Source organism: Sphaerotilus sulfidivorans, assembly GCF_013426975.1.
Taxonomy (GTDB): domain Bacteria; phylum Pseudomonadota; class Gammaproteobacteria; order Burkholderiales; family Burkholderiaceae_C; genus Sphaerotilus; species Sphaerotilus sulfidivorans.
In genome coordinates this window covers 70,788-97,388 of record NZ_JACCPY010000002.1, presented here as the reverse complement: position 1 = coordinate 97,388, position 26,601 = coordinate 70,788, and the positions used below count along the sequence as shown (strand labels likewise).

Below are 26,601 nucleotides of genomic sequence, written 5' to 3'. Positions count from 1 at the left end.
CACCCGCCATCCCCCCGGCCGGGTCGCGCGGCCACACGGGAATCCGGGGCCGCGCGACCGGGAACGCCGGCGTTCTTCGCCCTCGTTCAGCTCGGGCGGCGCACGGTGCCGGCGGCCTGGGGGCTCCCCGTAGAATTCCGCGATGCTTCCGTCGTCCTCGCCCGTCCCGGCCACGCTGCCGCCCGAATCCCGCCTGCTGGCGAACCTCAACCCGGAACAGCTCGCCGCGGTGACGCTGCCGGCCGAGCCCGCGCTGATCCTCGCCGGCGCCGGCTCCGGCAAGACCCGCGTGCTGACCACCCGCATCGCCTGGCTGCTGCAGACCGGCCAGGTCTCGCCCGGCGGCCTGATGGCGGTGACCTTCACGAACAAGGCCGCCAAGGAGATGCTCACGCGCCTGTCGGCGATGCTGCCCTTCAACGTGCGCGGCATGTGGATCGGCACCTTCCACGGCCTGTGCAACCGCTTCCTGCGCGCGCACTGGAAGCAGGCGAATCTGCCGCAGACCTTCCAGATCCTCGACGCGGGCGATGCGGTCAGCGCCGTCAAGCGGGTGATCCGCGCGATGCAGCTCGACGAGGAGCGCTTCGTGCCCAAGCAGGTCGCCTGGTTCATCGCCGGCGCCAAGGAGGACGGCCTGCGCCCGAAGGACATCGAGGTGCGCGACGCCCAGACGCAGAAGCTCGCCGAGATCTACCAGGCCTACGAGGACCAGTGCCAGCGCGAGGGCGTGGTCGACTTCGCCGAGCTGATGCTGCGCAGCTTCGAGCTGCTGCGCGACGACCCGCACCTGCGCGCGCACTACCGCGCGCGCTTCCGCCACATCCTGGTCGACGAGTTCCAGGACACCAACCGGCTGCAGTACGCCTGGCTGAAGATGTTCGCGGCGATGCCGGGCGAGCGCGACGCGCTGGGCGAGGCCGCCACCGGCGCGATCTTCGCGGTCGGCGACGACGACCAGAGCATCTACGCCTTCCGGGGCGCGCGCGTGGGCAACATGGCCGACTTCGAGCGCGAGTACCGGGTGCGCCACCGGATCAAGCTCGAGCGCAACTACCGCTCCTTCGGCAACATCCTGGATTCGGCCAATGCGCTGATCGAGCACAACACCGGCCGGCTGGGCAAGAACCTGCGCACCGAGGCGGGCCCGGGCGAACCGGTGCGGGTGCACGAGTCGCCCAGCGACTTCGCCGAGGCGCAGTGGGTGCTCGAGCAGGCCGAGCAGCTGCACCGCGCCGGCACCGCCCGCGCGGAGATCGCCATCCTCTACCGCAGCAACGCGCAGTCGCGTGTCATCGAGACGGCGCTGTTCAACGCTGGCGTGCCCTACCGCGTCCACGGCGGGCTGCGCTTCTTCGAGCGCGCCGAGATCAAGCATGCGCTGGCCTATCTGCGCCTGATCGAGAACCCGGACGACGACACCAGCTTCCTGCGGGTGGTGAACTTCCCCGCGCGCGGCATCGGCGCACGCTCGGTCGAGCAGCTGCAGGACATCGCGCGCGCCACCGGGCGCAGCCTGCACCAGTCGGTCGGGGCGCTGGGCGGCGCGGCGGGCACCAAGATGGCGAACTTCGTGCGGCTGGTCGCCGGCCTGCGCGAGGACACCCGCGGGCGCACGCTGCGCGAGATCATCGAGCATGTGCTCGACACCAGCGGCCTGATCGACTTCTACCGCGCCGAGCGCGAGGGCCAGGACCGGGTGGAGAACCTGGAGGAGCTGGTCAACGCCGCCGAATCCTTCGTGACGGTCGAGGGCTTCGGCCGCGAGGTGGTGGCGCTGCCGGTCGACGAGACCGCCGGCCTGCTGCCGGATGCCGACACCGGCGAGATCATCTCGCCGCTGGCCGCCTTCCTGACCCACGCCGCGCTGGAGGCCGGCGACAACCAGGCCCAGGCCGGCCAGGACGCGATCCAGATGATGACGGTGCACGCAGCCAAGGGGCTGGAGTTCGACGCGGTCTTCATCACCGGGCTGGAGGAGAGCCTGTTTCCCCATGAGAACGCCGCCGCCGAGCCCGACGGGCTGGAGGAAGAGCGCCGGCTGATGTATGTGGCCATCACCCGCGCGCGCCAGCGCCTGCACCTGAGCTTCAGCCAGACACGCATGCTGCACGGCCAGACCCGCTACCACGCGCGCAGCCGCTTCCTGGCCGAGCTGCCCGAGGGCGCGCTGAAATGGCTGACGCCGAAGGAAGGCGGCTTCTCGGGCGGCTTCTCGGGTGGATTTGGCGGCGGGTTCGGCTCAGGCTCCGGCTTCGGGGGCGGGTCCGGCCGGGGCAGCAGCTACGGCGGCGGCTCATCGGGCTTCGCCCGCAGCGCGGCCCCGGCCCCGGCGCCCGCCCCGCTGCCGCCGCGGCGCGAGCCCGACCCCAGCGGCCAGGGCCTGCGCAAGGGCCTGCGCGTGTTCCACAACAAGTTCGGCGAGGGCGTGGTGCTGGCGCTGGAGGGCAGCGGCGCCGACGCGCGCGCCCAGGTCAGCTTCGGCCGTCACGGCACCAAGTGGCTGGCCTTGTCGGTGGCCAAGCTCACGCCGATCGACGACTGACGCGCGCCACGCCAGACTCAGCGCGCCGGCACGCTGGCGCCGGGCTCGCCCGGCAGCGGCGCCACGACGATGCCGCCGCCCTCGGCCGCGGCGGCGGCCGGCTCGCCGCTGACCGCGTCGAGGGTCTTGCCGATCGCCTTGCCGGTCACCTTGACGCCGGTGCTGACCACGGTGGCCCCGACCGACACCGCCGTGCTGCCGACGGTGATCGCCGCGCCCGCCACCGAGCCGGCCACCGCCACCACGCCACAGCCGGCCAGCGTCAGCGGCAGCAGAGCGAGCGCGGTCACGGCCAGGCGGCGGCGAAGATCAGGAGATGTCGAGGCGATGTTCATGGCGGAAGCGGTCAGCAGGGACAAGGTGGGTGATTGTCGCGGGTGAAGCCACGGTGTTCACGCCGAGATCAGTCACTCAGCCGTCGTGAATCCGTCACGGATTTTTCACGCAAGCCGCACACCATCGCGCCGTCCGTTACCTCTCTTCACCCGACAGCAACCCTCCGCCATGAACAAGCCCGTCGATCTCAGCCACCTCGCCGCTCGCGCCGAAGAGGACAGCAACACCAGCGACAACCCGCATTTCGCCACGGTGCTCGATGCGCGCCTGAGCCGCCGCGGCCTGCTGCGCGGCAGCGTCGGCACCGCGGCCACCGCCCTGTTCGGCAGCGTCGCGCTGGCCGGCTGCGGCGGCGGCGATGACGACACCCCGGCCCCGACCACGCCCAACGCCGGCGCGCTGTCCAAGCTCGGCTTCACCGCAGTGCCCAAGAGCATGGAAGACAAGGTGACGCTGGCCGCCGGCTACACCGCCACCGTGGTCTACGCGCTGGGCGATCCGCTGACCGCCTCGACCGCCGCCTACAAGAACGACGGCACCGACACCGATTTCGGTAACCGCGGTGGCGACCACCATGACGGCATGGAGTGGTTCGGCCTGTCGGCCGACGGCCAGCCCTCGACCAGCGCCAACGACCGTGGCCTGCTCGCCATCAACCACGAGGCCACCACCGACGAGACCCGCTCGTCCTTCTTCCTGCACGCCAACGGCGGTACGGCGACCCTGCCGCGCCCGACCTCGGAAGTGGACAAGGAAACCGCCATTCACGGCGTCGCGGTGGTCGAGGTCAAGAAGACCGGCAGCACCTGGGCCTATGTGCAGAACTCGACCTTCAACCGCCGCGTCACCGCGCTGAGCGAAGTCGACATCGGCGGCCCGGCCAAGGGCCATGCGCTACTGAAGACCAAGTACTCGATCGACGGCACCCGCACCCGCGGCACGCTGAACAACTGCGGCACCGGCCAGACGCCGTGGGGCAGCTTTCTGACCGGCGAGGAGAACTGGTTCGGCTACTTCACCCGCCCGGCCGGCGACGACCTGGCCCGCGGCAACGACAAGTCGGTGGTCGCGCTCAAGCGCTACGGCCGTGCCGAAGGCGCTGCCTCGCGCCACGGCTGGGAAACCGCTGGCACCGCCGACATCTACGCCCGCTGGATCAACGCCAAGACCGGCACCTCGACCGACGGCACCGACGACTACCGCAACGAGATGAACGGCATGGGCTACATCGTCGAGATGGACCCCTACCGGCCGTCGAGCCGCATGGTCAAGCGCACCGCGCTGGGCCGTTTCGCGCACGAGAGCGCCGCCTTCTCGCTGGCCAAGGCCGGCGAGAAGCTCGCGGTCTACATGGGCGACGACTCGCGCAACGAGTACATCTACAAGTTCGTCTCCGACGCCGCCTGGTCGGCCGCGGACGCCAATCCTGTCGACCGACTGGCCACCGGCGCCAAGTACCTCGACAACGGCAAGCTCTATGTCGCCAAGTTCGCCGCGGACGGCACCGGCCAGTGGGTCGAGCTGAACCTGGCCGCGATCCCCGCGACCTACACCGCCTACGCCTTCGCCGACGAGGCCGACATCCGCATCAACTGCCGCCTGGCCGCCGATGCGGTCGGCGCCACGAAGATGGACCGCCCGGAGTGGTGCGCCACCCACCCGACCAGCGGCGAGATCTACTTCACGCTGACCAACAACAGCAACCGTCGTGTCAGCCCGACCGCAGGCAGCAGCAGCCAGCTCGCGCCGGACAGCGCCAACCCGCGCGCCTACACCGACACGAAGGGCACGAGCTCGCAGCAGGGCAACGTCAACGGCCACATCCTGCGCGTCAAGGAAGCCGCTGGCAGCGCCGCCGCCACCACCTTCACCTGGGACATCTACCTGTTCGGCGCACAGGCCGATGCCGACACCGGCCTGGTCAACCTGTCCAGCCTGACCGCCGACCAGGACTTCTCCAGCCCGGACGGCCTGAAGTTCAGCCCGTCCACCGGCATCTGCTGGATCCAGACCGACGACGGCGCCTACACCGACGCGACCAACTGCATGATGCTGGCGGGCATTCCCGGCACGGTCGGCGATGGCGTGAAGAAGACGCTGGCGCACAGCAGCGCGCTGAGCATCGACACCTTCATCGGCAAGGCACCGACCGCCGACACGCTCAAGCGCTTCCTGGTCGGCCCGAAGGACTGCGAGATCACCGGCCTGGCCGAGACGCCGGACGGCAAGACGATGTTCATCAACATCCAGCACCCGGGCGAGAACACGAAGATGGCCGATGTCGCCGACCCGACGAAGTACACCAGCCAGTGGCCGTCGAACGCCGGCTACGGCGCCGGCAAGCGCCCGCGCTCGGCCACCATCGTCATCACGAAGAACGACGGCGGGCGCATCGGCAGCTGAGCGGCCTCAGGCCCGCTCTCAGGGCGGCGGCGCCACCGACAGCGTCAGCCGCCCCTGTCCCCACTGCAGGTGAAAGTCCTGCAGGAAGCTGTTGCCGTACAGCACATAGGGCAGATCGACATCGATGACGACCGCGTCGACATCGCGCGCCTCCAGCGGCCCGAGCCGCACGCGGTCGATCCTCACCCGCCGCCCGACGCTGCGTCCGGCGGCGGTCTGCACGTCGACCTCGCGGCCCCCCTGCTCCGGCAGGCCGAGCCGGCGCGCCTGCGCCGCCGGCACCACCATCACGCTTGCGCCGGTGTCGACCACGCCGCTGATCGCGCGGCCGTTGATCTCGCCCTCGCCGCGGTAGAGCCGGTCGCCGCCGGCCTGCAGCACCAGCCGCTCCGGCATCGGCATGCCGCGCGCGGGCGAGCCGACCCGCACCGGCGTGCTGCCCAGCCGCTGCGGCGCCCGGCCCGGGCCGGTCTCGAGCAGCAGCGCACCGCCGGGCGCGCGGCGCACCACCATGCCGTCGACCGCCTCGCCCACCCGGACCACCCGGGTGCGGCCGTCGATGATCAGCACCACCTGCTCGCCCATCGACCCGCCCAGCGCGACCGAGGCGCCATCGCCACCGCTCGACAGCACCCGCGCGCCAGAGGGCGCGGGCTGTGCGGACAGCACCCAGGGCTGGGCCGCGACGGCCAGCGCGAGCCAGCGCCAGCCATGCAGCCAGCGCCCGCGGGGGGGCTTCGGGTTCATCCAGGAGGCTCCGCTGAAGGCAGACGAAAAGTGAAGGCGGGACGATGAGACGAGAAAACGGCCCGAGGCTAAGCGCCACGCCGGGCCGGCACCGCCGGGATAAGCGCGGCACGCAGGCGTTTCCTTCCGCTCAAGTTCGGGGTCCGGACGGCCGCAAACCCGGGACGAGCCCCGCGCTCGCAGCCTGCCCGGAGAGCCGTGATCGTGAGCCCTGTTCCTTCCCGTCCCGATGCGCCCGAGGGGGTGCCGCGCGGCTTCACCCTGGTGGAGCTGATGATCGTCATCACCGTGATCGGCATCCTCGCGGCCTTCGCCTACCCGAGCTACCGCCGCCATGTGCAGCGCGGCGAGGTGGCCCAGGCCACCCGGGCGCTGTCCGAGGTGCGTGCGGCGATGGAGCAGCATTTCCTCAGCAACGGCAGCTACGCCGGCGGCCCCTGCACCGAGAGCCGCACGGTCGCCAGCTTCACGGTGGTCTGCGCCAGCGCGCCCAGCGCCTCGAGCTACACCCTCACCGCCACCGGCAGCGGCCCGACCGCCGGCTTCGCCTACACCCTCGACCAGAACGGCCGCGAGCGCAGCACCGCGCTGCCGGCCGACTGGGGCACAGCCCCCGCGGGCTGCTGGATCCTGCGCGCCGGGAGAACATGCTGAAGCCTGAGCCCTCCGTGCATCGGCGCGGGCCCGCCCGGCCCGGCGGCTTCACGCTGGTGGAGCTGCTGGTGACGCTGGGCGTGCTCGCGCTGCTGCTGCTGGCCGCCACCCCGCCGCTGGCCACCTGGGCGGCCAATGCACGGGTGCGAGGCGTGGCCGAGCGGATCGGCAACGATCTGCGCCTGACCCAGGCCGAGGCGCTGCGACGCCACCGGCTGACGGTGTTCGCGCTGACCGCCGGCACGCCCGACCTCGGCTCCGCGCCGGGCGCGGATGGCAGCGCCTGGTTCGCTCAGGCCCTGCCCCGCCTGGCCGGCGAGGCGACCGGCGACAGCACGCTCTTCATCCTGGGCAGCTCGAAGGCCCGGCAGGAGCAGGTCACGCTGAGCGGTCCGGCGCTGCTGTGCTTCAACATGATCGGCCGGCCGGTCAGCAGCAGCAGCACCGGGCTGGGCGCGAACTGCAGCGCGCCGACCACGCTGACCCGCCCGATCGTCTATCGCGCCAGCGCCGCCGGCGCCGATCGACCGCTCGAGGTGCATGTCTTCGCCGGCGGGCGGGTGCGCGTCTGCGACCCGGCGCGCTCCCTGGCGGCCGGCCAGACCGACGGCTGCTGAGCCGGCCGGAAGGAGCAGGACGATGTCTTCCGCGATGCATTCCCCTCGCCCCGGCGCGGAACGCCGCCGCCCGGCCCGGGGCGTCTCGCTGATCGAAGTGCTGGTGGCGCTGCTGGTGCTGTCGATCGGCGTGCTCGGGCTGGCCGCGCTGCATGGCCGGGCGCTGCAGCATGCGGTCGATGCCGAGGACCGGCTGCGCGCGGCGCTGCTGGCCGAGCGCTTGGGCAGCGAGATGTGGCTGCGCGGCAGCGTCAGCCTGCCGGCCAGCGTGATCGCCACCTGGCAGGCCCAGGTGCAGGACACCGCCACCCACGGCCTGCCCAACGCGACCGGCACGGTCGGCACGCCCGACAGCGGCGGCGGCGTCACCATCACCGTGCGCTGGCGTCCGCCCTCGCGCGATGCGGCGCTGGGCAGCCACCAGTACCAGACCCGGGTGGTGCTGCCATGAGTGCAGGAACATCCCGTCCGGGACAGCGGCCTCGGCGCGGGCATCAGGCCGGCCTGACGCTGGTCGAGCTGCTGGTGGCGCTGCTGATCTGCGCCTTCATCACGCTGGCGGTGGTGGGCGTGCTGGGCGCCGGCGAGACCAGCCGCCGGCGCACGCTCGACGGCGGCGACACCCTGCAGGTCGGCGCGCATGCGATGTCGCAGCTCGACCGGATGCTGCGCAGCGCCGGCTCGGGCTATGCGCAGTCGGCCTCGCACCTGTTCGGCTGCCGGCTGCATGCGGTGCGATCGGGCACCCAGATCCTGCCGCGGCCGGCGGGCTCGCCGCTGCCGGCGCCCTTCGCCGCGGTCAGCACCGGCAGCAGCGGGGTGTTCCGGCTCGCGCCGGCGCTGATCGCCGCCGGCCAGACCACGCCCGACCTCAGCGGGCGCGCCTCCGACGTGCTGATCCTGATGAGCGGCCAGAGCGGGCAGTCCGAGATGCCGATGGGCTTCGCCGGCGATGCCAGCGCCACCACCCTGAACCTCGACAGCACCGTGGGCCTGAGCGGCGGCGAGCTGCTGCTGATCGGCGACCGCCAGCCTGCGGCCACCGGCACCGCGCCCTGCCTGATCAGCGAGGTCTCCGCCAGCTTCGACGCCAGCGCCGGGCGCGGCAGCGTGCCGCTGGCCGGCACCTACTACGCCGCCACCGTCGACAGCGCGGCGCTGACCGGCTTCTCGGTCTCGGCCACCGCGCATGCGATCGGCCATGTCGGCAACGGCAACCCGCCGCTGATGCAGCTCGTCGGCGTCGGCGACGGCGGGCTGCTGGCCACCTACGACCTGCTGCAGACCAGCACGCCGGCGCTGCAGGCCCTGGCCGACGGCGTGTTCGCGCTGCATGCCCGCTACGGCATCGACACCGATGGCGACCGGGTGCTCGACCGCTGGACCACCGCCAGCGGCGACTACGCCATCGCCGCGCTGATGGACGGCTCGGCTGCCGCCAACGCACGGCTTCGCACCATCGTGGCGATGCGCGTCGGCCTGGTGATGCGCTCGGCCCGCCCCGACCCGGATGCCGACGAGGACAAGCCGCCCACCGACGCCACGCTGACCCTGTTCGCCGATCTGGGCAGCAGCCTGAGCCAGACGCTCTCGCTGACGAAGGCCGAGCGGCTCTTCCGCTACCGCACGCTGGAGATCACCGTGCCGATGCGCAACCTGCTGATGCTGCAATGAAGGCCCGCCCCCGTCTTCCCGGCCGCCGCATGCGGGGCCTGGCGCTGCTGTTCACGCTGATCGCGCTGGCAGTCATGCTGGCGGGCGCGCTGTCGCTGATCCGCGCGCTGGATGTCGGGCTGCTGCAGGCCGGTCAGTACGGTCAGCGCCGCGACCTGATCAACCAGGCCGAGCGCGGCTTCGCGCAGGCGCGGCTGCTGCTGGCCAGTGGCGCGCTGTCGACCGAGGCGGCGCGGCTGAGCTCGCTGGGCTCGGCCAACTACTCCGCCCGCCGCCTGGCCAGCAATGCCCAGGGCATTCCGACGCTGCTGCTGAGCGACGCGGCCTTCGCCGCGGCCGGCATGACCGGCGCCGATCTGGTCGACAGCGCCAGCGGCGTGACGGTGCGCTGGGTCATCGACCGGCTCTGCCTGGCCGAAGGCGAGGTGCTGGCCACCGCCTGCGCGATCGACAGCAGCCTGCTCGACAGCGCCGCCGACGACCGCTATCGCCTGGTCAAGTCCGAGGTGCGGCCGGTGCTGCGGGTGAGCGTGCGCGCCACCGGCCCGCGCGGCACCCAGGCCTTCTTCCAGACCACCCTGACGCGCTGACCCCGCCGAGCCTGTCCGACCTTTCCGGAGCCGCCCCATGATGTCCGCCGAACGATCCCCGCGCTGGTGGCGCCGCATCGCGCCGGCCCTGCTCGCGCCGCTGCAGATGCTGGCCCTGCTCGCGCTGGCCCCTGCCCCGGCGCGGGCCATCGATCTGGCCGACGCGCCGCTGTTCTCCTCGACCAGCGTGCCGGGCAACCTGCTGCTGGCGCTGTCGGTCGAGTGGCCGACCGCCAGCACGCCGGCCTACCTCAACACCAGCGCCTACAGCAGCGCCACCAGCTACATCGGCTACTTCGATCCGGGCAAGTGCTACCGCTACATGCACAACGCGACGACGCCGGCCGACAGCCACTTCGCCCCCTACAGCCTGACGACCACCCGCACCTGCGTCTCGACCGCGCTGCTGCCGCTGTGGAGCGGCAACTGGCTGAACTGGGCCTCGACCCAGACGCTCGACGCCTTCCGCTGGGCCATGACCGGCGGCACGCGCAAGGTCGACACCACCACGCAGACCATCCTGCAGAAGACCCGCCATCCCGGCTGGGGCTACTTCCCCGACAAGGTCACGCCCACTGCGGCCACCGTCAGCGGCGCCACGCCCTTCACCTCGGCCGCGGTCGTCACCGCGATCAACGGCCACGGCGTGGCGATGACGGTCAGCACCGATGCGCCGCTGGACTGCACCTTCGGCCTGAATGCCGACCGCACCACCGATGTCTGGTGCGGCACCGGCGCCTCCTCGCCCTACTGCCGGATCGCGGCGACGGGCAACGCCTGCTCGGTCAGCACGACCACGCCGCAGACCACGCTGAGCTGCACCCGCAGCACCAGCGATGGCGGCGCCAGCTACACCCATGTCTGCACCAACACCCAGAGCAGCGTCACCACCTGCTCGGGCGCGGCGCTGACCCATTCGACCGGCGGATCGGTCTACAACAGCTGCAGCGCCCCGCTGGCCGCGACCGTCGACTACAGCAACCAGTCCGGCCTGGGCGGCACGATCGCCAGCCGCACGCCCTACCGGATCTACATCCAGCCCAAGGTCTGCGATCCGCTGATCGGGCTGGAGAGCAACTGCACGAAGTACGGCACCACCGCCAGCCCCATCTACAAGCCCGAAGGCCTGATGCAGAAGTACGCCTCGAAGCTGCGCTACTCGGCCTTCGGCTACCTGAACGACGGCTACTACCGCGACGGCGGCGTGATGCGCGCACGCATGAAGTACATCGGCCCGACCCAGCCGGTGCCCGGCTCCAGCGCGATCGGCAACAGCGTGGCCGAGTGGGACGGCAGCACCGGCATCATGCTGGCCAATCCCGACACCGCCGACACCAGCGACACCATCGCCTTCGCGCAGGCACAGACCGGACTGACGCCGACGCTGCAGCACAGCGGCGTGATGAACTACCTCAACCGCTTCGGCTCGGCCACCGGCGTCTACAAGAGCTACGACCCGCTCGGCGAGCTGTACTACGCCGGGCTGCGCTACTACCGCAAGCTCGGCCCGGTGGCGTCCTACAGCAGCCTGAGCGGCATCGGCTCGACCGCGGCGCTGAACAACGTGATCGACGGCTTCCCGGTCATCACCCGCTGGGACGATCCGATCGTCTACAGCTGCCAGAAGAACTTCATCATCGGCATCGGCGACGTCAACACCTGGAACGATGCCAACCTGCAGGGCAGCACCATCCGCACCAGCGCCGAGCCGGCCCTGCCTGCCGAGGTCGCCGCCGACACCGGCATCGACGTCAAGAAGGCCACCGACATGGTCGGCCAGCTCGAGGGCATCGCCAACCTGGGCAGCTACTCGTCCGGACGCAACAACAGCTACTTCATCGCCGGCCTGGCCTACCACGCGCACACCAATGACCTGCGCAGCGACCTGAGCGGCGCGCAGACGGTCAACACCTTCTGGGTGGACGTGCTGGAGAACCAGTACTACCTGCCCAGGAACCAGTTCTGGCTGGCCGCCAAGTACGGCGGCTTCGAGGTGCCCGGCGGCTTCCAGCCCTACGCCAGCACCAACTCGAGCTCGACGCTCCCGCAGAGCGCCTGGCACACCAACACCGACACCGTCGGCTCGGACCTGCGCCCGGACAACTACTACACCGGCGGCCTGGCCGCGCAGATGGTCTCCGGCTTGACCAAGGCCTTCGCGAAGATCGCCCAGCAGGCCTCGGCCGCCACCTCGACCGCCTTCGCGTCGACCTCGCTGAACGAGGCGACCAGCGGCAACGCCAGCTACGCGGCCAGCTACGATCCGAGCACCTGGACCGGCACGCTGCTGGGGCTGTCGGTCAGCTACGCCAGCGATGGCACGCCCTCGTCAAGCGAGGTCTGGAACGCACGCACGCGGCTGGCCTCGACCCTGCCGACGAACCGCAGGATCGTGACCTGCTGCACCGTCACCGGCACAGCCCTGCCCTTTCGCAGCGCCAGCCTGGGCGCGGCGGCCCTGTCGCCGCGCACCTACTACGCCTCGTTCTCCGCGGTGCCGGGGGTGGAGGCCACCGCGCAGTCGGCGGCGAACTTCCTGGACTATCTGCGCGGCGACCGCACCCGCGAGCAGTCCGCCGGCGGCGTGTACCGCAGCCGCGGCGCGGTGCTGGGCGACATCGTCAACTCGAAGGTCAACGCGGTCGGCGCGCCCTCGGCGCCCTACTTCGACGCCACCAATCCGGGCTACAACACCTTCCGGCGCAGCCTCTCGGGAAGGCGCACCGTCGTCTATGTCGGCGCCAACGACGGCATGATGCATGCCTTCGACGGCAGCCTGAGCGGTACCACCGCCGGCACCGAGCTGTTCGCCTATGTGCCCAGCTTCGTCTACGGCGACAGCAGCACCGCCGCGACCCGCGGCCTGGCCGCGCTGGGCAATCCGTCCTACGAGCACCGCCCGTATGTCGACGCCACGCCGCTGGCCTTCGATGTCGACTTCGCCCGCGTCGGCGGCGCCTCGCCGGCGGCGACCACCTCGGACTGGCGAACGATCCTGATCGGCGGCCTGGGCAGCGGCGGCCGCGGCTACTACGCGATCGACGTGACCCAGCCCGACAGCTGGACCAGCGAGGAGGTGGTCGCCTCCAAGGTGCTATGGGAATACACCGACGCCTCGCTGGGCTACGGTCACGGCGACGCGCGGGTGCTCAAGACCGCCAAGTACGGCTGGACCGTGGTCATCGCCTCCGGCTACAACACGCCCGACGGCAGCGCCTCGATCCACCTGCTCAACCCGAAGACCGGTGCGCTCTACGAGAAGATCACGCTCTCGGGCAGCACGCTGGCCGCGCCCTACGACGTCGCGCATGTCACCGCCTTCATCCCGGACCTGACCGACTACACCGCCACCGCGCTCTACGCCGGCGACCTGCAGGGCAATCTCTGGCGCATCGATGTCAGCCGTGCCAATGGCAGCTATCCCGCGGCGCTGAAGTTCGCGCGGCTGACCGATGCCTCGGGCATCGGCCAGCCGGTGACCACGCCGGTGCGGGTGATGGTCGAGCCGAATTCCGGCAAGCGCTACCTGCTGGTCGGCACCGGCCGGCTGCTGGCCGACAGCGACATCGCCAGCACCCAGACCCAGACCTTCTACGCGATCATCGACGGCACCGCCAGCGCGATGTACACCGACTCGACCCTGCCGGCCGGCGTGAGCTTCCCCGTGACCCGCGCCAAGCTGGCGGCCAACACCGACCTGCTCGTCGGCATCGGCAGTGCGCCGACCGCGCCGATGGGCTGGTACCGCGACCTGGGCAGCGGCCCGACCGGCATCGCCGAGCGCGTGACCCTCGCGCCGACCGTCACCCAGGGCCTGGTCGGCGTGGCGCTGAACCTGCCCGGCGGCGATGCCTGCACGCCTTCCGGCACCAGCCGGGTGCTGGCGGTCAGCTTCGCCGACGGCAGGAGCATGCTGACCGACAGCAGCGGCAACGCGGTCGCGCTGAGCGCCTCCAGCGACGGACTGGCCTCGGACATCAGCTTCAAGAACATCGGCGGCAAGGTGCGGCTGGTGGCCGGACGCAGCGGCGGCGGCGTGAGCAACCAGCCCGGCACCTTCGGCCGCGGCGGCACGCTGCGCCGGCTGAACTGGCGCGAAGTGCCGATGCAGCAATGAGGCCGTCCGGCCTGCTGCTGGGCGCGCCGGTGCTGCTGCTGCACCTGCTGGTGCTGCAGCTGGTCCCTCATCCGATGCCGTCGCCGCCAGAGCAGCCGCTGCCGGCAGGGCCGGACACCGCGTCCCGGCCGCTGCAGATCCGGCTGGCAGCGACGCCCCCACAGCCATCCGAGAGGCCAGCGGATCGGCCAGCGGAGACGCCCGCGGCGGCCACGCCGCCGAGCACGCGGCCAGAAGCACCGCCACCACGCCACGCCGCGCCGGAAGCCGCCGTCGCCGGGCTCGATCTGCCGCCGCGGCCGGTCTCGGCGCCCGACACCACGCTGCTCGAGGCGCTGGCCGCTCAGCCGCTCAGCGGACTGCCCTTGCGCCTGGCGCTGGACATCGATGCCTCGGGCCGGCTGGTCGGCCTGGAGGTGCTGCAGATCGAGCCGATCGACACGGTCGCGCTGCCGGCGCTGCAGCGCATGTTCGAGGCCACCCGCTTCCTGCCGGCCCGGCGGGACGGCCGCGATGTGGCGGCACGGCTGGAGATCGAGCTGCAGCTCGAGCCGGTGCCCGCAGCCGGCGAGGATCAGGGCAGCACGCCCGGGCCGGCCGCCGGCGCCGCCTCGTCCTGAGATCCCGGCCAGTGCAGATGCAGCCGTGCCAGCGCAGCGGTGCCGATCTGCACCACCGCCTGGCGGCTGTGGCCACCGCTGCGGGCCTGCACGGTGTAGCGCCCGGCCGGCAGGCGCACATCGACATAGGGGCCGGCATCCGCCAGGCGCAGCCGCTCCTGCCCACGCGCATCGACGATGGACAGCTCGGCTCCCGCCACATAGGAAGAGCGCCGCCCCTCCGAGAGCAGGATGCGCAGATTGAACTGGCGCAGCCGGCGATCGAGCACCATGCGCGACTCGGCGCCGTCGCCGCCGCTCTGGTAGGGCGTGCCCTGCCAGTCCTTCACGCCAGCATCCGCGCCGACCTCGGCGGCATGCGGCACGTCGCCCGGCGGCACGGCCACGGCGGCACCGGCCACCAGCATCAGGATCGACAGGACAGGACCGGAAAACAGCGTCATGCCGGCAGCTTAGCGAGGGTGACAGCCGCGCCGGCGCGTGCGTGGCATGCTGTTTCAACAGTCACCTCCGCCGTCCACCCATGAACCTGCCCACGCACACCACCGACCTCGGCCACGGCATCTTCGCGATCGACACCGGCTTCGAGCGCGAGAACTTCGATGCCGCCTACCTGATCGTCGACACCGGCCGCGCCGCCTTCATCGACACCGGCCACAACGCCGCGGTGCCGCGGCTGCTCGAGGCGCTCGACGCCATCGGCCTGCCGCGCGAGGCGGTCGACTGGGTCATCCCGACCCATGTGCATCTGGACCATGCCGGCGGCGCCGGCCTGCTGATGCGCCATCTGCCCGGCGCCCGTGCGCTGATCCATCCGCGCGGCGCCCGCCACCTGATCGACCCGACCGCGCTGGTCGAGGGCGCACGCGCCGTCTACGGCGTCGAGGTGGTGCGCCAGACCTACGGCACGATCGAGCCGATCGAGGCTGCACGCGTCGTCGAGAGCCATGACGGCCAGCGCATCCCGCTCGGCTCGCGCGAGCTGCTGCTGATCGACACGCCCGGGCATGCGCGCCACCACCACTGCATCTGGGACGAACGCAGCCGCGGCTGGTTCACCGGCGACACCTTCGGCATCAGCTACCGCGAGTTCGATGGCGCGGACGGCGCCTGGATCTTTCCGAGCACGACGCCGGTGCAGTTCGAGCCCGAGGCGCTGCGCAGCTCGGTGCAGCGAATGATGGCGATGCAGCCGCAGTGCCTGTACCCGACCCACTTCGGCCGGGTCGACGGCGTCGAGCGGCTGGCGGCGCAGTTCCTCGCCACGCTGGATCGCTTCGAGGCCGACGGCCTGGCCCTGCTGGCGCACCTGCCCGACGACGCGCCCGCCCGGCTGGCCGCGCTGAAGGAGCAGGTCGCCGCGACGCTGGTCGCGTCCGCGCTGGCCGCCGGCTGTCCGGTGAGCCCCGCGCGCGCCCACGAGCTGCTCGCGCTCGACATCGAGCTCAATGCCCAGGGCATGGCGGTGTGGCTTTCTCGCATCGGGCGCACCCCCTGAAGTGCAGGGGCCGGCCCCCGGCGCCTGCAACATGTGCATCTTTGTGAAACAGTGATTTTTTGTATCTCTGGCACGCGATTGCCACTTCCGGCACGGCAAAGAGAGACTCAGCGGTACCAATTCAAACCAAGCTGAAGACACGCTGAAGCCGGACTGACGGCACCCTGAAAACATCCATCAGATCAATCACTTGCGGAAACATCTGCCTTACCCCGCGATCCTGCGGGCGAGGTGATCGGCGCGGATTTCGACTCCTAGACTCGGCCTCGGACTGGAACCGATGGCCGCAGCGCCAGGAGAGAAAAGATGGCTGGACAGGGCAATGGCAACACCTCGGGCGGGCATCGCAGTCGTCACGACTGGGTGGACTTCGCCAAGGGTTTCTGCATCGTCGCGGTGGTGACGATGTGGGTGGTCGGCGAGATGCAGGGCTATGTCAACCGGGGCGAAGCCGGCTGGCTGGGCTATTTCGCGGTCTTCGCCAAGCCGTTCCGGATGCCCGACTTCTTCCTGATCTCGGGCCTGTTCCTGTCGCGGGTGATCGACCGGCCCTGGCGCCACTATCTGGACACCAAGGTCGTCCACTATCTGTATTTCTTCGTGCTGTGGACGCTGATCGTGGTGCCGGCGACCTGGCTGCTCGGCCATGACACGCCGGCCACCGCGACCGAAGCCCTGACCGCTCTGGCCTGGCGGCTCTACGACCCCTTCCAGATGTTGTGGTTCGTGATGATGCTGTCGGTCTACTTCGTCGCCACCCGGCTGCTGCGCCGGGTGCCGGTCTGGCTGCTGATGCCCGCGGCCCTGCTGCTGATGCTCTTTCCGCTGGAGACCGGCATCTATCACGTCGACCGCTTCGGGGTCTATTTCGGCTATTTCTATGCCGGCCATGTCTTCGCCGACCGCTTCTTCGCGATGGCGGACTGGGCGCGTGCGCACCGGCGCCGCGCGGTGGCGATCGTGCTGGTCTGGGCGCTGATCAACGGCACGCTGGTCAAGCTGCAGCTCACCGAGAGCATCCTGGCCACCACCGTGCTCGGCTTCGCCGGCATCAGCGCGGTGGTCGTCATCAGCGCGCTGGTGAGCGAGCAGCGCTGGGCCGGTCTGCTGAAGTACCTGGGGCGCACCTCGATCACCGTCTACCTCGGCTTCTACCTGCCGATGATCGTGCTGGTGCCGCTGCTGCGCGGCTCGGCCATCGGCCAGCAGCACAGCCTGGTGGGCACGCTGGCGCTGGTGGGCTGCATCGGCGGCGCGGTGCTGATGGCGGAGATCGCCCGCCGCATCGGCCTGGGCTTCCTGTACGAGCGCCCGTCCTGGGCCCGGCTGGCGCCAGCCCGCGCCACGCCGCAGGCGACCGACGAGCGCAAGCGCCAGCAGCCGGCCTGACCCCCTGCCCACCACCCGGGCACGCGCAGCGTGGACAATGGCGGGGTGAAACCCGCCTTCTCCCCCGAACTGCTGCTTCCCGCCGGCTCGCTCGCCAAGATGCGCGCCGCCTACGACTTCGGCGCCGATGCCGTCTATGCCGGCCAGCCGCGCTACAGCTTGCGAGCGCGCAACAACGAGTTCCGGCTCGAACAGATCGGCCAGGGCATCGCCGAGGCGCATGCCCGGGGCCGCAAGTTCTTCGTCACCAGCAACCTGATCGCGCACAACGACAAGGTGCGCACCTACCTGCGCGACATCGAGCCGGTCATCGACCTCAAGCCCGACGCGCTGATCATGGCCGACCCCGGCCTGATCATGCAGGTGCGCGAGAAGTGGCCCGAGGTGCCGATCCACCTCTCGGTGCAGGCCAACACCACCAACTCGGCGACGGTGAAGTTCTGGCAGCGCGCCGGCATCAGCCGCATCATCCTGTCGCGCGAGCTGAGCCTCGACGAGATCGAATCGATCCGCCAGGACTGCCCGGACATGGAGCTGGAGGTCTTCGTGCATGGCGCGCTGTGCATCGCCTACTCGGGTCGCTGCCTGCTGTCGGGCTACTTCAACCGCCGCGACCCCAACCAGGGCACCTGCACCAACGCCTGCCGCTGGGACTACAAGACCCACGTCGCCGACGACCAGGCCAGCGACGCCGGCGACGCCCAGCCGACGAAGCTGGAGAGCGACTTCGACTTCGCCGCCGCGCAGCAGGAGGCCGAGAGCGCCTTCGCCGCCACCTCGACCTGCGGCGGCGGCTCGCGCCATCCGCTGGCCGACCGGGTCTACCTGCTCGAGGAAAAGGAGCGACCGGGCCAGCTGATGCCGATCATGGAAGACGAGCACGGCACCTACATCATGAACAGCAAGGACCTGCGTGCGGTCGAGCATGTGGCCCGGCTGGCGAAGATCGGCGTCGACTCGCTGAAGATCGAGGGCCGCACCAAGAGCCTCTACTACGTCGCGCGCACCGCGCAGGTCTACCGCCGCGCGATCGACGACGCGGTGGCCGGCCGGCCCTTCAATCCCGAGCTGCTGCTCGAGCTCGAAGGCCTGGCCAACCGCGGCTACACCGGCGGCCTGCTCGAGCGCCGCCCGAGCCAGGACTACCAGAACTACATCACCGGCCACTCGGTCTCGCACCGCAGCCAGTTCGTCGGCGAGGTGAGAAGCGTGCGCGAGGACGGCTGGGCCGAGGTCGAGACCAAGAACCGCTTCGCGATCGGCGACACGCTCGAGGTCATCCACCCCTCGGGCAATCGCCGCGTCAGGCTCGAGCGCATGACCAGCCTGGAGGGCGCACCGGTCGAGGTCGCCCCGGGCAGCCCGGTGCGGGTCTGGGTGCCGCTGGAGGGCCCGAGCGAAGGCGCGCTGATCGCGCGTATGCTCTGAGCCCAGCGGCAGGCGGCGTCAGAACCCGCCGTCGTCCCGCTCGCCGGGCGGCGGCCCCAGCGGATCGACGCCGCCGAAGTCGTCCGGCTCGATGATGCGGTCGGGCAGGATGTCCTGGCCGGACACCGGATCGTTGCCGTCCGCGGTGGCGCGCTCGCCGGTGCCCACCGCATCGCTGCCGGCGGCCTCCACCTCCGGCCAGAGCCGGTCGGCCAGCAGCTCGCCGTCGGCGGCGTCGGGCAGCAGCGGCTGTGCGCCCTGCAGATCGCTGCCGCTGTCGGACGAGTCGCTCGGACCCAGCAGGTCCGCGGCCAGATCATCTTCGAAGGCGTCGCCGGGGACGCCGTTGTACAGAGGGCTTTCGCTCATCGGTCTTCTCCGGGGCATGAACGTCGGTGGGGGCGCCTCAGCGCGAGCCGGGCACCAGCTGGCGACGACGTTCGGCATCCAGACCCGGCGTGGCACGCAGGTCGGTGTCGACCAGACCACGCTCCAGATCCTGATGCGCCTGCTTCATCGTCGCACGGTCGGGCGGCTCGGGACCGGTGACGGGCGTGCTGCCCTGGTCACGCTCGTGCGGCAGCGGCAGCACCTCCTCGCCGGGCGAGACCGGTGCAGGCCGGGTGGGTCGACGATCGAGCGAGGACGAGCGGTCTGAGGACATGGCGGGCAACTCCTGCGAGGTTCGGACGGGCTGAGGCGGCGCCATGAGGCTCGCCGCGTGCGGGGCCTCCACGGTAGGCCCTGCGCCGCGCGACGGGCGTAGGCGCGGGCATACTGGTCCTGTAGGACGGTCACGGGCCGGCCTGCGTCCTCTCGCCCTGCCCAGCCGCACCTCGATCCATGCCCCGACCTGCCCTGCCCGCCCGACTTCGGCGCCTTCCGGCCGCGCTGCTGACCCTGCTGCTGGTGCCGCTGCCGGGCTGTTCCGGCGACAAGGCTCCGCCATCGGCCGGCGCCCCCGCCCATCACACCGCCGAGGGCTTTCGCAACCGCGACGGCAGCACCATCGACAAGTCGCAGTGGGAGGTCTGGCGCTGGCAGCTGAGCCGCCGGGATCCGCCGCGCCCGCAGCCGCCGCTGCCGGTGGTCGCGCCCGACCTGCAGGCGCCCGAGCCCAACATCACCTGGATCGGCCACTCGACGGTGCTGGCGCGGCTCGGCGGCCTGGCGGTGCTGACCGACCCGCAGTTCTCCGAGCGCGCCTCGCCGGTGTCCTGGGCCGGGCCGAAGCGGGTCGGCACGCTGCCGCTCACCCCCGCGCAGCTGCCGCACATCGACGTGGTGCTGGTCTCGCACAACCACTACGACCACCTCGACGAGGCCTCGGTGCGGGCGCTGGCGGCGCAGCCGGGCGGCGCGCCGCTGTTCATCGTGCCGCTGAAGCTCAAGGCCTGGTTCGACGACCTGGGCCTGGCCGGGCTGCGGGTGGTCGAGCTGGACTGGTGGCAGTCGCATGTCGAGCGCGGCGTCGAGTTCATGCTGACGCCCGCCAGGCACTGGTCCAGCCGCACGCCCTTCGACCGGCAGCGCACGCTCTGGGGCGGATTCGCGGTGCTGGCGCCGGAGTTCCGGCTGATCTACACCGGAGACACCGGCTACAGCCGCGATTTCACCGACATCCGCCAGCATCTCGCCCACCGCGGCAGCTTCGACCTGGCGCTGATCCCGGTCGGCTGCTACGAGCCGCGCGAGTTCATGCGCGCGCAGCACGTCAATCCGGCCGACGCGGCGCAGATCCATCTCGACCTGGGCGCCCGGCGCTCGGTCGGCGTGCACTGGGGCACCTTCGAGGGCCTGTGCGACGAGCCGCTGGACCAGGCGCCGCGCGACCTGGCCACGGCGCGGCGCCTCGTCGGCCTGGCCGACGAGGCCTTCACCGTGCTGAAGCACGGCGAGACGCTGCGGCTGCAGGGCGCGCGCTGAGTCCGCGCTAGAAGGCGCGCACCGCCACGCCAGCGGCTGCCAGACCGGCGCGGATCGCGTCGGCCGCGGCCACCGCGTCCGGTCCGTCGCCGTGAACGCAGATGCTGTCGATCGGCGTCGGCAGCCGCTGGCCGTCGATCGCGATCAGCGCGCCGGCCTCGAGCATCGCCAGCACATGCGCGCGGCAGGCCTCGGCGCCGTGGATCATCGCGCCGGGCTGGCGGCGCGGCACCAGCTGGCCGTCGGGCCGATAGGCGCGGTCGGCAAAGATCTCGTGCGCCACCGCCAGCCCGGCGCGCTCGCCGGCGCGGGCCAGCGCCGAGCAGGCCGGCGCCAGCAGCACCAGCTCGCGGTCGAGCGCGCGCACCGCGCGCGCCACCGTGTCGGCCAGCGCCTCGTCCGCGCAGGCCAGATTGCTCAGCGCGCCATGCGGCTTGACATGGCGCACCCGGCCGCCCTCGGCCACGGCCAGCGCCTGCAGCGCGCCGATCTGGTAGATCAGCATCGCCTCCAGCTCGTCCGGCGCCAGGTCCATGCGGCGCCGGCCGAAGCCCTGCAGGTCCGGGAAGGCGGGATGCGCGCCCAGCGCGACGCCACCGGCCAGCGCCCGGCGCACCGTGCGGCGCATCACCAGCGGATCGCCCGCATGGAAGCCGCAGGCGATGTTGGCGCTGCTGACCCGCGCCAGCATCGCGTCGTCGTCGCCCATCGTCCAGGCGCCGAAGCTCTCGCCGAGATCGGCATTCAGGTCCACGCAGGCAGGCAGGCTCATGGTCGGTCGGGGCAAGGAAGGAGAAGGTTCAGGGCTCGGCGCGCAGCATGCCGGAGATCAGGTTGTCGCGGTAGAGCGCCTGCTCGTCGATGCCGCCGGGCGGACGCGCCGGCCGCAGCGCCGCGCACCAGGCCTGCCAGCGCACACGCAGCCGAGCCAGGGCCGCACGGGCGCCGGCCCCGTCGACCGCGGCGAAGGTCAGCCGCTCGCCCGGGCGCGCCTGCGCCAGCCGCGGCAGATCGGCGCGGATGACGGTGGCGATCTTCGGGTAGCCGCCGACGGTCTGCGCATCGGCCAGCAGCACGATCGGCTGGCCGTCGGCCGGCACCTGGATCGCGCCGGGCACCACGCCGTCGGAGACGATGTCGGCCGCGCTCGCGTCGACATGCGCCAGCGCCGGCCCGGCCAGGCGCAGGCCCATGCGGTCGAGCGCCGGCGTGACCTGCCAGGCGCTCGCCAGCAGCCGCGCCCAGGCCTCGGCAGAGAAATGATCCTGCTGCGGACCGGGCAGCACGCGGATCGGCCCGGCCTCCAGCCAGTCCGGCGCGGCCGCCGCGCACCACAGCCGCCGGTCCTGCGGCGCCAGCGTGCTGCAGCCGAAAGCATCGCCCGGCTGCAGCATGCGCCCGTCCAGCCCGCCCATGCGGGTGCGCAGATGGGTCGAGCGGCTGCCCAGCACCGGCGCGACCTGCACCCCGCCGCTGACCGCCATCCAGGCGCAGCCCCCGGACAGCGCCGCCAGATCCAGCACTGCGCCCGTCTCCAGCAGCACGCTCTGCCAGGGCGGCAGCGGCTGCACCTGCACCTGCGCCTGCGCGTCGGGCGCCCAGGCGGCCGCGCCGCCCGCCACCGCCACCCGCACCGGCCCCTGCACCACCCGCAGCCGCAGCGCCGGGCCGCGCCATTCCAGGCAGGCCGCCTGCGGCGGATTGCCGACCAGCGCATTGGCCGCACCCGCCATCCAGCCGTCCAGCCAGCCCGCCAGCGCCACGCCCTCGTGACGATGCCCGACGCGGCCGGCGTCCTGCACCGTGCAGCCGGCGCCGCCGCGGACCACCTCGAGGCGGCCGTCCTGCGCGTCCGGGTTCATGCGTCCTCCGGCATCAGGAAGTCCTCGCGCCGCAGCCGCCCGGCGGCCCAGTCGGCCGCCAGCGCCGCGTGGGCAGCAGCATCGACCGGCTGCCAGCTCAGCCGGTCGCCGGCCGCCAGCCAGGCCGGCGCCTGCGGATGATCCGCCTCGAACAGCGGCAGCGGCAGATGCCCGACCAGCCACCAGCCGCCCGGGCTGTCCCAGGGATAGACACCGCACAGGCCGGCCGCCAGCGCGACCGAGCCCGCCGGCACCCGGGTGCGCGGCGTGGCGCGACGCGGCAGGTGCAGCGCCTGCGGCAGACCGATCAGGTAGGGAAATCCGGGCATGAAGCCGATCAGCCCGACCCGCAGCACCGCGCGGCACAGGCCGTCGATCACCGCCTCGGGCCGCAGGCCCACGCGTTCGGCCAGCTCGGCCAGGTCGGGCGCGAAGACCGGCTCGGCGCACAGCGGCAGCCGCCAGTGGCGCCCGGCCGGCAGATCGGCGCCGGGCGCGCCGGCCAGCGCCAGCAGCTGCGCGCCCAGCGCCTCGGCCTCGACCGCCTCGGGCTCGAAATGCACCGTCAGCGAGCGCAGCGTCGGCACCAGATCGACCACGCCGGGCAGCTGCGCCGCGCGCACCCGCGCCGCCAGCCGCGCCACCTGCTCGGCCAGCGCCGGATCGAGGCGGCGGCCGAACTCGAGCGTCCAGGCGGCGTCGCCCAGCGGCAGCAGTCGCGGCGAGGTGGGCGGCGATGTGATTGCACTGGGGTCTGCGCTGCCGTCTGCGTGGCTCATGTCCGTTCCAATGAAATGAAAAAGCCCGCCGGGCAGAGGCTCCGGCGGGCTGGATCGGTCAGGGAACCGGTGTCAGGCCTCAGGCGTTCACGCTCTTGGCGTTCTCGACATATTCCTCGATCTGGTCGAAGTTCATGTACTTGTAGATCTGGTCGGCCTTGGCGGTGATCACGCCAGTGGCGGCCAGATATTCCTCCTTGGTCGGCAGCTTGCCCAGCTTGGAGGCCACGGCGGCCAGCTCGGCCGAGCCCAGGAACACGTTGGTGTTCTTGCCCAGGCGGTTGGGGAAGTTGCGGGTCGAGGTGGAGATCACCGTCGCGCCTTCGCGCACCTGGGCCTGGTTGCCCATGCACAGGGAGCAGCCGGGCATTTCGGTGCGGGCACCGGCGGCGCCGAAGTTGGCGTAATGGCCTTCCTTGGTCAGCTCGGCCGCGTCCATCTTGGTCGGCGGTGCCACCCACAGCTTGACCGGGATGTCGCGCGCGCCGCCCAGCACGGTGGCTGCAGCGCGGAAGTGGCCGATGTTGGTCATGCACGAACCGATGAAGGCCTCGTCGATCTTGGTGCCCGAGACTTCGGACAGGAACTTGGCGTCGTCCGGATCGTTCGGGCAGCAGACGATGGGCTCGGTGATCTCGGCCAGGTCGATCTCGATCACGGCGGCGTATTCGGCGTCCTTGTCGGCTTCGAGCAGCTCGGGCTTGGCCAGCCAGGCCTCGACCTTCTCGATGCGGCGCGCCAGCGTCTTCGCGTCCTGGTAACCGTCGGCGATCATGTTCTTCATCAGCACGATGTTCGACTTCAGGTACTCCTGCACCGGCTCCTTGTTGAGCTTGATCGTGCAGCCGGCGGCCGAGCGCTCGGCCGAGGCGTCGGACAGCTCGAAGGCCTGTTCCACCTTCAGGTCGGGCAGACCTTCGATTTCCAGGATGCGGCCCGAGAAGATGTTCTTCTTGCCGGCCTTGGCCACGGTCAGCAGACCGGCCTTGATCGCGTACAGCGGGATGGCATGCACCAGGTCACGCAGCGTGACGCCGGGCTGCATCTCGCCCTTGAAGCGCACCAGCACCGACTCAGGCATGTCCAGCGGCATCACGCCAGTGGCGGCGCCGAAGGCCACCAGGCCCGAACCGGCCGGGAAGCTGATGCCGATCGGGAAGCGGGTGTGGCTGTCGCCGCCGGTGCCCACGGTGTCGGGCAGCAGCAGGCGATTCAGCCAGCTGTGGATCACGCCGTCGCCCGGGCGCAGCGCCACGCCGCCGCGGTTGGCCATGAACTTGGGCAGCTCGCGGTGCGTCTTCACGTCCACCGGCTTCGGATAGGCGGCGGTGTGGCAGAAGGACTGCATGACCAGATCGGCCGAGAAGCCCAGGCAGGCCAGGTCCTTCAGCTCGTCGCGGGTCATCGGGCCGGTGGTGTCCTGCGAACCCACGGTGGTCATCTTCGGCTCGCAGTAGGTGCCCGGGCGCACGCCCTGGCCTTCCGGCAGGCCGCAGGCACGGCCGACCATCTTCTGCGCGAGCGTGAAGCCGGCGATGCTGGAGGCCGGAGCCTTCGGCAGACGGAACAGCGTCGAGGCAGGCAGACCCAGTGCCTCGCGGGCCTTGGCGGTCAGCGAGCGGCCGATGATCAGGTTGATGCGACCGCCGGCGCGCACCTCGTCGAACAGCACATCGCTGCGCAGCGTGAACTCGGCGACGGTCTCGCCGTTCTTGACGATCTTGCCGTCGTACGGCAGCACCTCAATGACGTCGCCCATCTCCAGCTTGGACACGTCGACCTCGATCGGCAGCGCGCCGGAGTCTTCCTGGGTGTTGAAGAAGATCGGGGCGATCTTGCCGCCCAGCGTCACGCCACCGAAGCGCTTGTTCGGCACATAGGGAATGTCCTGGCCGGTCGCCCAGATCACGGAGTTGGTGGCCGACTTGCGGCTGGAGCCGGTGCCCACCACGTCGCCCACATAGGCCACGAGGTTGCCCTTCTTCTTCAGGTCCTCGATGAACTGGATCGGGCCGCGCTTGCCATCCTCTTCCGGCTTGAAGGCCGCGTCCGGACGGGTGTTCTTCAGCATCGCCAGATAGTGCATCGGGATGTCCGGGCGGGTGGTGGCGTCCGGGGCCGGCGACAGGTCGTCGGTGTTGGTCTCGCCAGGCACCTTGAACACGGTCACGGTGATCGACTTCGGCACTTCCGGACGGCTGGTGAACCACTCGGCGTCGGCCCACGACTGCATCACTTCCTGGGCCTTGGCATTGCCTGCCTTGGCCTTGGCGGCGACGTCGTTGAAGTAGTCGAACATCAGCAGGGTCTTCTTCAGGCCCTCGGCAGCGATGCCGGCGACTTCGGCGTCGTCGAGCAGCTCGATCAGCGGCTGCACGTTGTAGCCGCCGACCATGGTGCCGAGCAGCTCGGTGGCCTTGGCCTTGCTGATCAGCGCGACCGACAGCTCGCCGTGGGCAACCGCCGCCAGGAAGCTGGCCTTGACCTTGGCGGCATCGTCCACGCCCGGCGGCACGCGGTGCGTCAGCAGCTCCACCAGGAACGCCTCCTCGCCGGCCGGCGGGTTCTTGATCAGCTCGATCAGCTCGGCGACCTGCTTGGCATCGAGTGCGAGCGGCGGAATGCCGAGGGCGGCGCGTTCGGCGACGTGTTGGCGATAGGCTTGCAGCATGAAGAGCTCCGTGCGGTGTGGCGGTGCCCCGGCCGACTGTCGGGCCGGGTGACCCTGGGCTGGGGTTAGTCCGGTATTTTATGTCTTATATAAGACTTGCCAAGAGGCGGGATGGATCAGATCGGGATCGAGGGGTGCCGCTGCAACACCTCAGCGGGCCTGCGCCACCGGTTCGGCCGTCGAGACCGCCGAGGTGACCGGATCGACCGGCACGGACTGCGGCATCTTCTGGTTCGGATGCACGCATTCGTCGACCAGGCGCTGGCCGGCCCGGGCATTCATCAGCATCGACTTGTTGGCGATCTGGATCCAGACCAGACCGTTCTTCTTGTCCTCGAGGCGGACCGCGCCGGTGGTGGTCGGCTCCGGCGCCATCGTGTACTGCCTGCCCTTGAAGTTCAGGTGGAAATAGCCGTCCTTGGCCTGGTGGCGCTGCACCTTGACCTGCTGGCGGAACTCGCAGTCCTGGTCGCCGACATGCACGCGCTCGGCGTTGGCGACCTGCTCGGGCGCCAGATCGGCCAGCGGCGCCTCGACCGGCGCGGCCGGCTTCTTCTTCGCGGCGGTGGAAGCACCGGCCGGCAGGCTGCCGATCAGGCAGGCGGCACCGAACAGGGCCAGGACAAGGGGGCGGTGGGCGGACAGGGACATCGGGAACTCCGGGACAGGCAGCTTCAAAGGCCGGAATTGTGCCCAAGCCCGCCCGTGTCGATCCGTGCTTTACAGCCGGGAACGCGACCGGGCG

23 protein-coding genes are annotated in these 26,601 nt (G+C 71.2%); 13 read left to right on the top strand and 10 right to left on the bottom strand.

Annotated elements, in window-relative coordinates; translation table 11 throughout:
• Nucleotides 1-142 precede the first annotated feature (142 nt).
• Nucleotides 143-2,545: a UvrD-helicase domain-containing protein gene (locus tag HZU84_RS01520; RefSeq protein ID WP_149503994.1), complete on the top strand. Its 2,403-nt coding sequence runs from the start codon at nt 143-145 to the stop codon at nt 2,543-2,545.
• Between the two features lie 17 nt (nt 2,546-2,562).
• Here the strand turns inward: HZU84_RS01520 and HZU84_RS01515 are convergent, their stop codons facing one another.
• Nucleotides 2,563-2,835, bottom strand: coding sequence for a hypothetical protein (locus tag HZU84_RS01515; RefSeq protein WP_149503995.1), 273 nt, complete (start codon nt 2,833-2,835; stop codon nt 2,563-2,565).
• A gap of 214 nt (nt 2,836-3,049) precedes the next feature.
• Between HZU84_RS01515 and HZU84_RS01510 the strand changes: the two genes are divergently transcribed.
• Entirely contained in the window at nt 3,050-5,284 is a 2,235-nt protein-coding gene (locus HZU84_RS01510; protein ID WP_149503996.1) for a PhoX family protein, read from the top strand.
• Nucleotides 5,285-5,302: 18 nt separating this feature from the next.
• Here the strand turns inward: HZU84_RS01510 and HZU84_RS01505 are convergent, their stop codons facing one another.
• Nucleotides 5,303-6,031, bottom strand: coding sequence for a retropepsin-like aspartic protease family protein (locus HZU84_RS01505; protein WP_180692744.1), 729 nt, complete (start codon nt 6,029-6,031; stop codon nt 5,303-5,305).
• Between the two features lie 204 nt (nt 6,032-6,235).
• Here HZU84_RS01505 and HZU84_RS01500 point away from each other — a divergent pair, with 204 nt between their 5' ends.
• The 7 genes from HZU84_RS01500 to HZU84_RS01470 are packed head-to-tail and all read left to right on the top strand — an operon-like array spanning nt 6,236 to nt 14,303.
• Entirely contained in the window at nt 6,236-6,685 is a 450-nt protein-coding gene (locus HZU84_RS01500; RefSeq protein WP_149503998.1) for a type IV pilin protein, read from the top strand.
• On the top strand, nt 6,679-7,302 hold the full coding sequence (locus HZU84_RS01495) for a prepilin-type N-terminal cleavage/methylation domain-containing protein (RefSeq protein ID WP_149503999.1): 624 nt from the start codon (nt 6,679-6,681) through the stop codon (nt 7,300-7,302). Before HZU84_RS01500 ends, HZU84_RS01495 begins: the two co-directional genes overlap by 7 nt.
• A 22-nt stretch (nt 7,303-7,324) precedes the next feature.
• A complete protein-coding gene (gene pilV, locus HZU84_RS01490) occupies nt 7,325-7,753 on the top strand; it encodes a type IV pilus modification protein PilV (RefSeq protein ID WP_244954282.1) in 429 nt (142 codons plus the stop codon).
• Nucleotides 7,750-8,976 (top strand): PilW family protein, encoded by a 1,227-nt coding sequence (locus HZU84_RS01485; RefSeq protein WP_149505276.1) that lies wholly within the window; start codon nt 7,750-7,752, stop codon nt 8,974-8,976. The genes pilV and HZU84_RS01485 overlap by 4 nt, the downstream gene beginning before the upstream one ends.
• Complete coding sequence (locus HZU84_RS01480) at nt 8,973-9,566, top strand: hypothetical protein (RefSeq protein ID WP_149504000.1); 594 nt, start codon at nt 8,973-8,975, stop codon at nt 9,564-9,566. The genes HZU84_RS01485 and HZU84_RS01480 overlap by 4 nt, the downstream gene beginning before the upstream one ends.
• 37 nt (nt 9,567-9,603) lie before the next feature.
• The gene (locus HZU84_RS01475; RefSeq protein WP_149504001.1) at nt 9,604-13,683 is read left to right on the top strand and encodes a pilus assembly protein; all 4,080 of its coding nucleotides are present in this window, start codon (nt 9,604-9,606) and stop codon (nt 13,681-13,683) included.
• On the top strand, nt 13,680-14,303 hold the full coding sequence (locus tag HZU84_RS01470; protein ID WP_149504002.1) for a hypothetical protein: 624 nt from the start codon (nt 13,680-13,682) through the stop codon (nt 14,301-14,303). Before HZU84_RS01475 ends, HZU84_RS01470 begins: the two co-directional genes overlap by 4 nt.
• Here the strand turns inward: HZU84_RS01470 and HZU84_RS01465 are convergent.
• Nucleotides 14,258-14,746 (bottom strand): hypothetical protein, encoded by a 489-nt coding sequence (locus HZU84_RS01465; RefSeq protein WP_149504003.1) that lies wholly within the window; start codon nt 14,744-14,746, stop codon nt 14,258-14,260. The genes HZU84_RS01470 and HZU84_RS01465 overlap by 46 nt on opposite strands.
• Before the next feature lie 80 nt (nt 14,747-14,826).
• Between HZU84_RS01465 and HZU84_RS01460 the strand changes: the two genes are divergently transcribed.
• From HZU84_RS01460 to trhP, 3 genes are all read left to right on the top strand, one after another.
• Complete coding sequence (locus HZU84_RS01460) at nt 14,827-15,801, top strand: MBL fold metallo-hydrolase (RefSeq protein ID WP_149504004.1); 975 nt, start codon at nt 14,827-14,829, stop codon at nt 15,799-15,801.
• 306 nt (nt 15,802-16,107) lie between these two features.
• Complete coding sequence (locus tag HZU84_RS01455) at nt 16,108-17,190, top strand: acyltransferase family protein (protein ID WP_149504005.1); 1,083 nt, start codon at nt 16,108-16,110, stop codon at nt 17,188-17,190.
• Between the two features lie 45 nt (nt 17,191-17,235).
• A complete protein-coding gene (gene trhP, locus HZU84_RS01450; RefSeq protein WP_256365850.1) occupies nt 17,236-18,618 on the top strand; it encodes a prephenate-dependent tRNA uridine(34) hydroxylase TrhP in 1,383 nt (460 codons plus the stop codon).
• An 18-nt stretch (nt 18,619-18,636) separates the two neighbouring features.
• Here the strand turns inward: trhP and HZU84_RS01445 are convergent, their stop codons facing one another.
• Nucleotides 18,637-18,987 (bottom strand): chemotaxis protein, encoded by a 351-nt coding sequence (locus tag HZU84_RS01445; protein ID WP_149504006.1) that lies wholly within the window; start codon nt 18,985-18,987, stop codon nt 18,637-18,639.
• Between the two features lie 37 nt (nt 18,988-19,024).
• A complete protein-coding gene (locus HZU84_RS01440) occupies nt 19,025-19,282 on the bottom strand; it encodes a hypothetical protein (protein WP_149504007.1) in 258 nt (85 codons plus the stop codon).
• Between the two features lie 179 nt (nt 19,283-19,461).
• Between HZU84_RS01440 and HZU84_RS01435 the strand changes: the two genes are divergently transcribed.
• Nucleotides 19,462-20,544 carry an MBL fold metallo-hydrolase gene (locus tag HZU84_RS01435; RefSeq protein ID WP_149504008.1) on the top strand — a complete coding sequence of 361 codons (1,083 nt, stop codon included), beginning with the start codon at nt 19,462-19,464 and terminating at the stop codon, nt 20,542-20,544.
• A 7-nt stretch (nt 20,545-20,551) separates the two neighbouring features.
• Here HZU84_RS01435 and HZU84_RS01430 read toward each other — a convergent pair whose 3' ends face one another.
• The 5 genes from HZU84_RS01430 to HZU84_RS01410 form a co-directional block, all read right to left on the bottom strand.
• Nucleotides 20,552-21,316 (bottom strand): LamB/YcsF family protein, encoded by a 765-nt coding sequence (locus HZU84_RS01430; RefSeq protein WP_180692743.1) that lies wholly within the window; start codon nt 21,314-21,316, stop codon nt 20,552-20,554.
• A 28-nt stretch (nt 21,317-21,344) separates the two neighbouring features.
• Nucleotides 21,345-22,406, bottom strand: coding sequence for a 5-oxoprolinase subunit C family protein (locus HZU84_RS01425; protein ID WP_149504009.1), 1,062 nt, complete (start codon nt 22,404-22,406; stop codon nt 21,345-21,347).
• The gene (locus HZU84_RS01420) at nt 22,403-23,185 is read right to left on the bottom strand and encodes a 5-oxoprolinase subunit B family protein (protein ID WP_149504010.1); all 783 of its coding nucleotides are present in this window, start codon (nt 23,183-23,185) and stop codon (nt 22,403-22,405) included. The genes HZU84_RS01425 and HZU84_RS01420 overlap by 4 nt, the downstream gene beginning before the upstream one ends.
• Nucleotides 23,186-23,264: 79 nt before the next feature.
• Nucleotides 23,265-25,856: a bifunctional aconitate hydratase 2/2-methylisocitrate dehydratase gene (acnB, locus tag HZU84_RS01415; protein ID WP_149504011.1), complete on the bottom strand. Its 2,592-nt coding sequence runs from the start codon at nt 25,854-25,856 to the stop codon at nt 23,265-23,267.
• A gap of 150 nt (nt 25,857-26,006) precedes the next feature.
• Nucleotides 26,007-26,507: a hypothetical protein gene (locus tag HZU84_RS01410; protein ID WP_149504012.1), complete on the bottom strand. Its 501-nt coding sequence runs from the start codon at nt 26,505-26,507 to the stop codon at nt 26,007-26,009.
• Nucleotides 26,508-26,601: the final 94 nt, after the last annotated feature.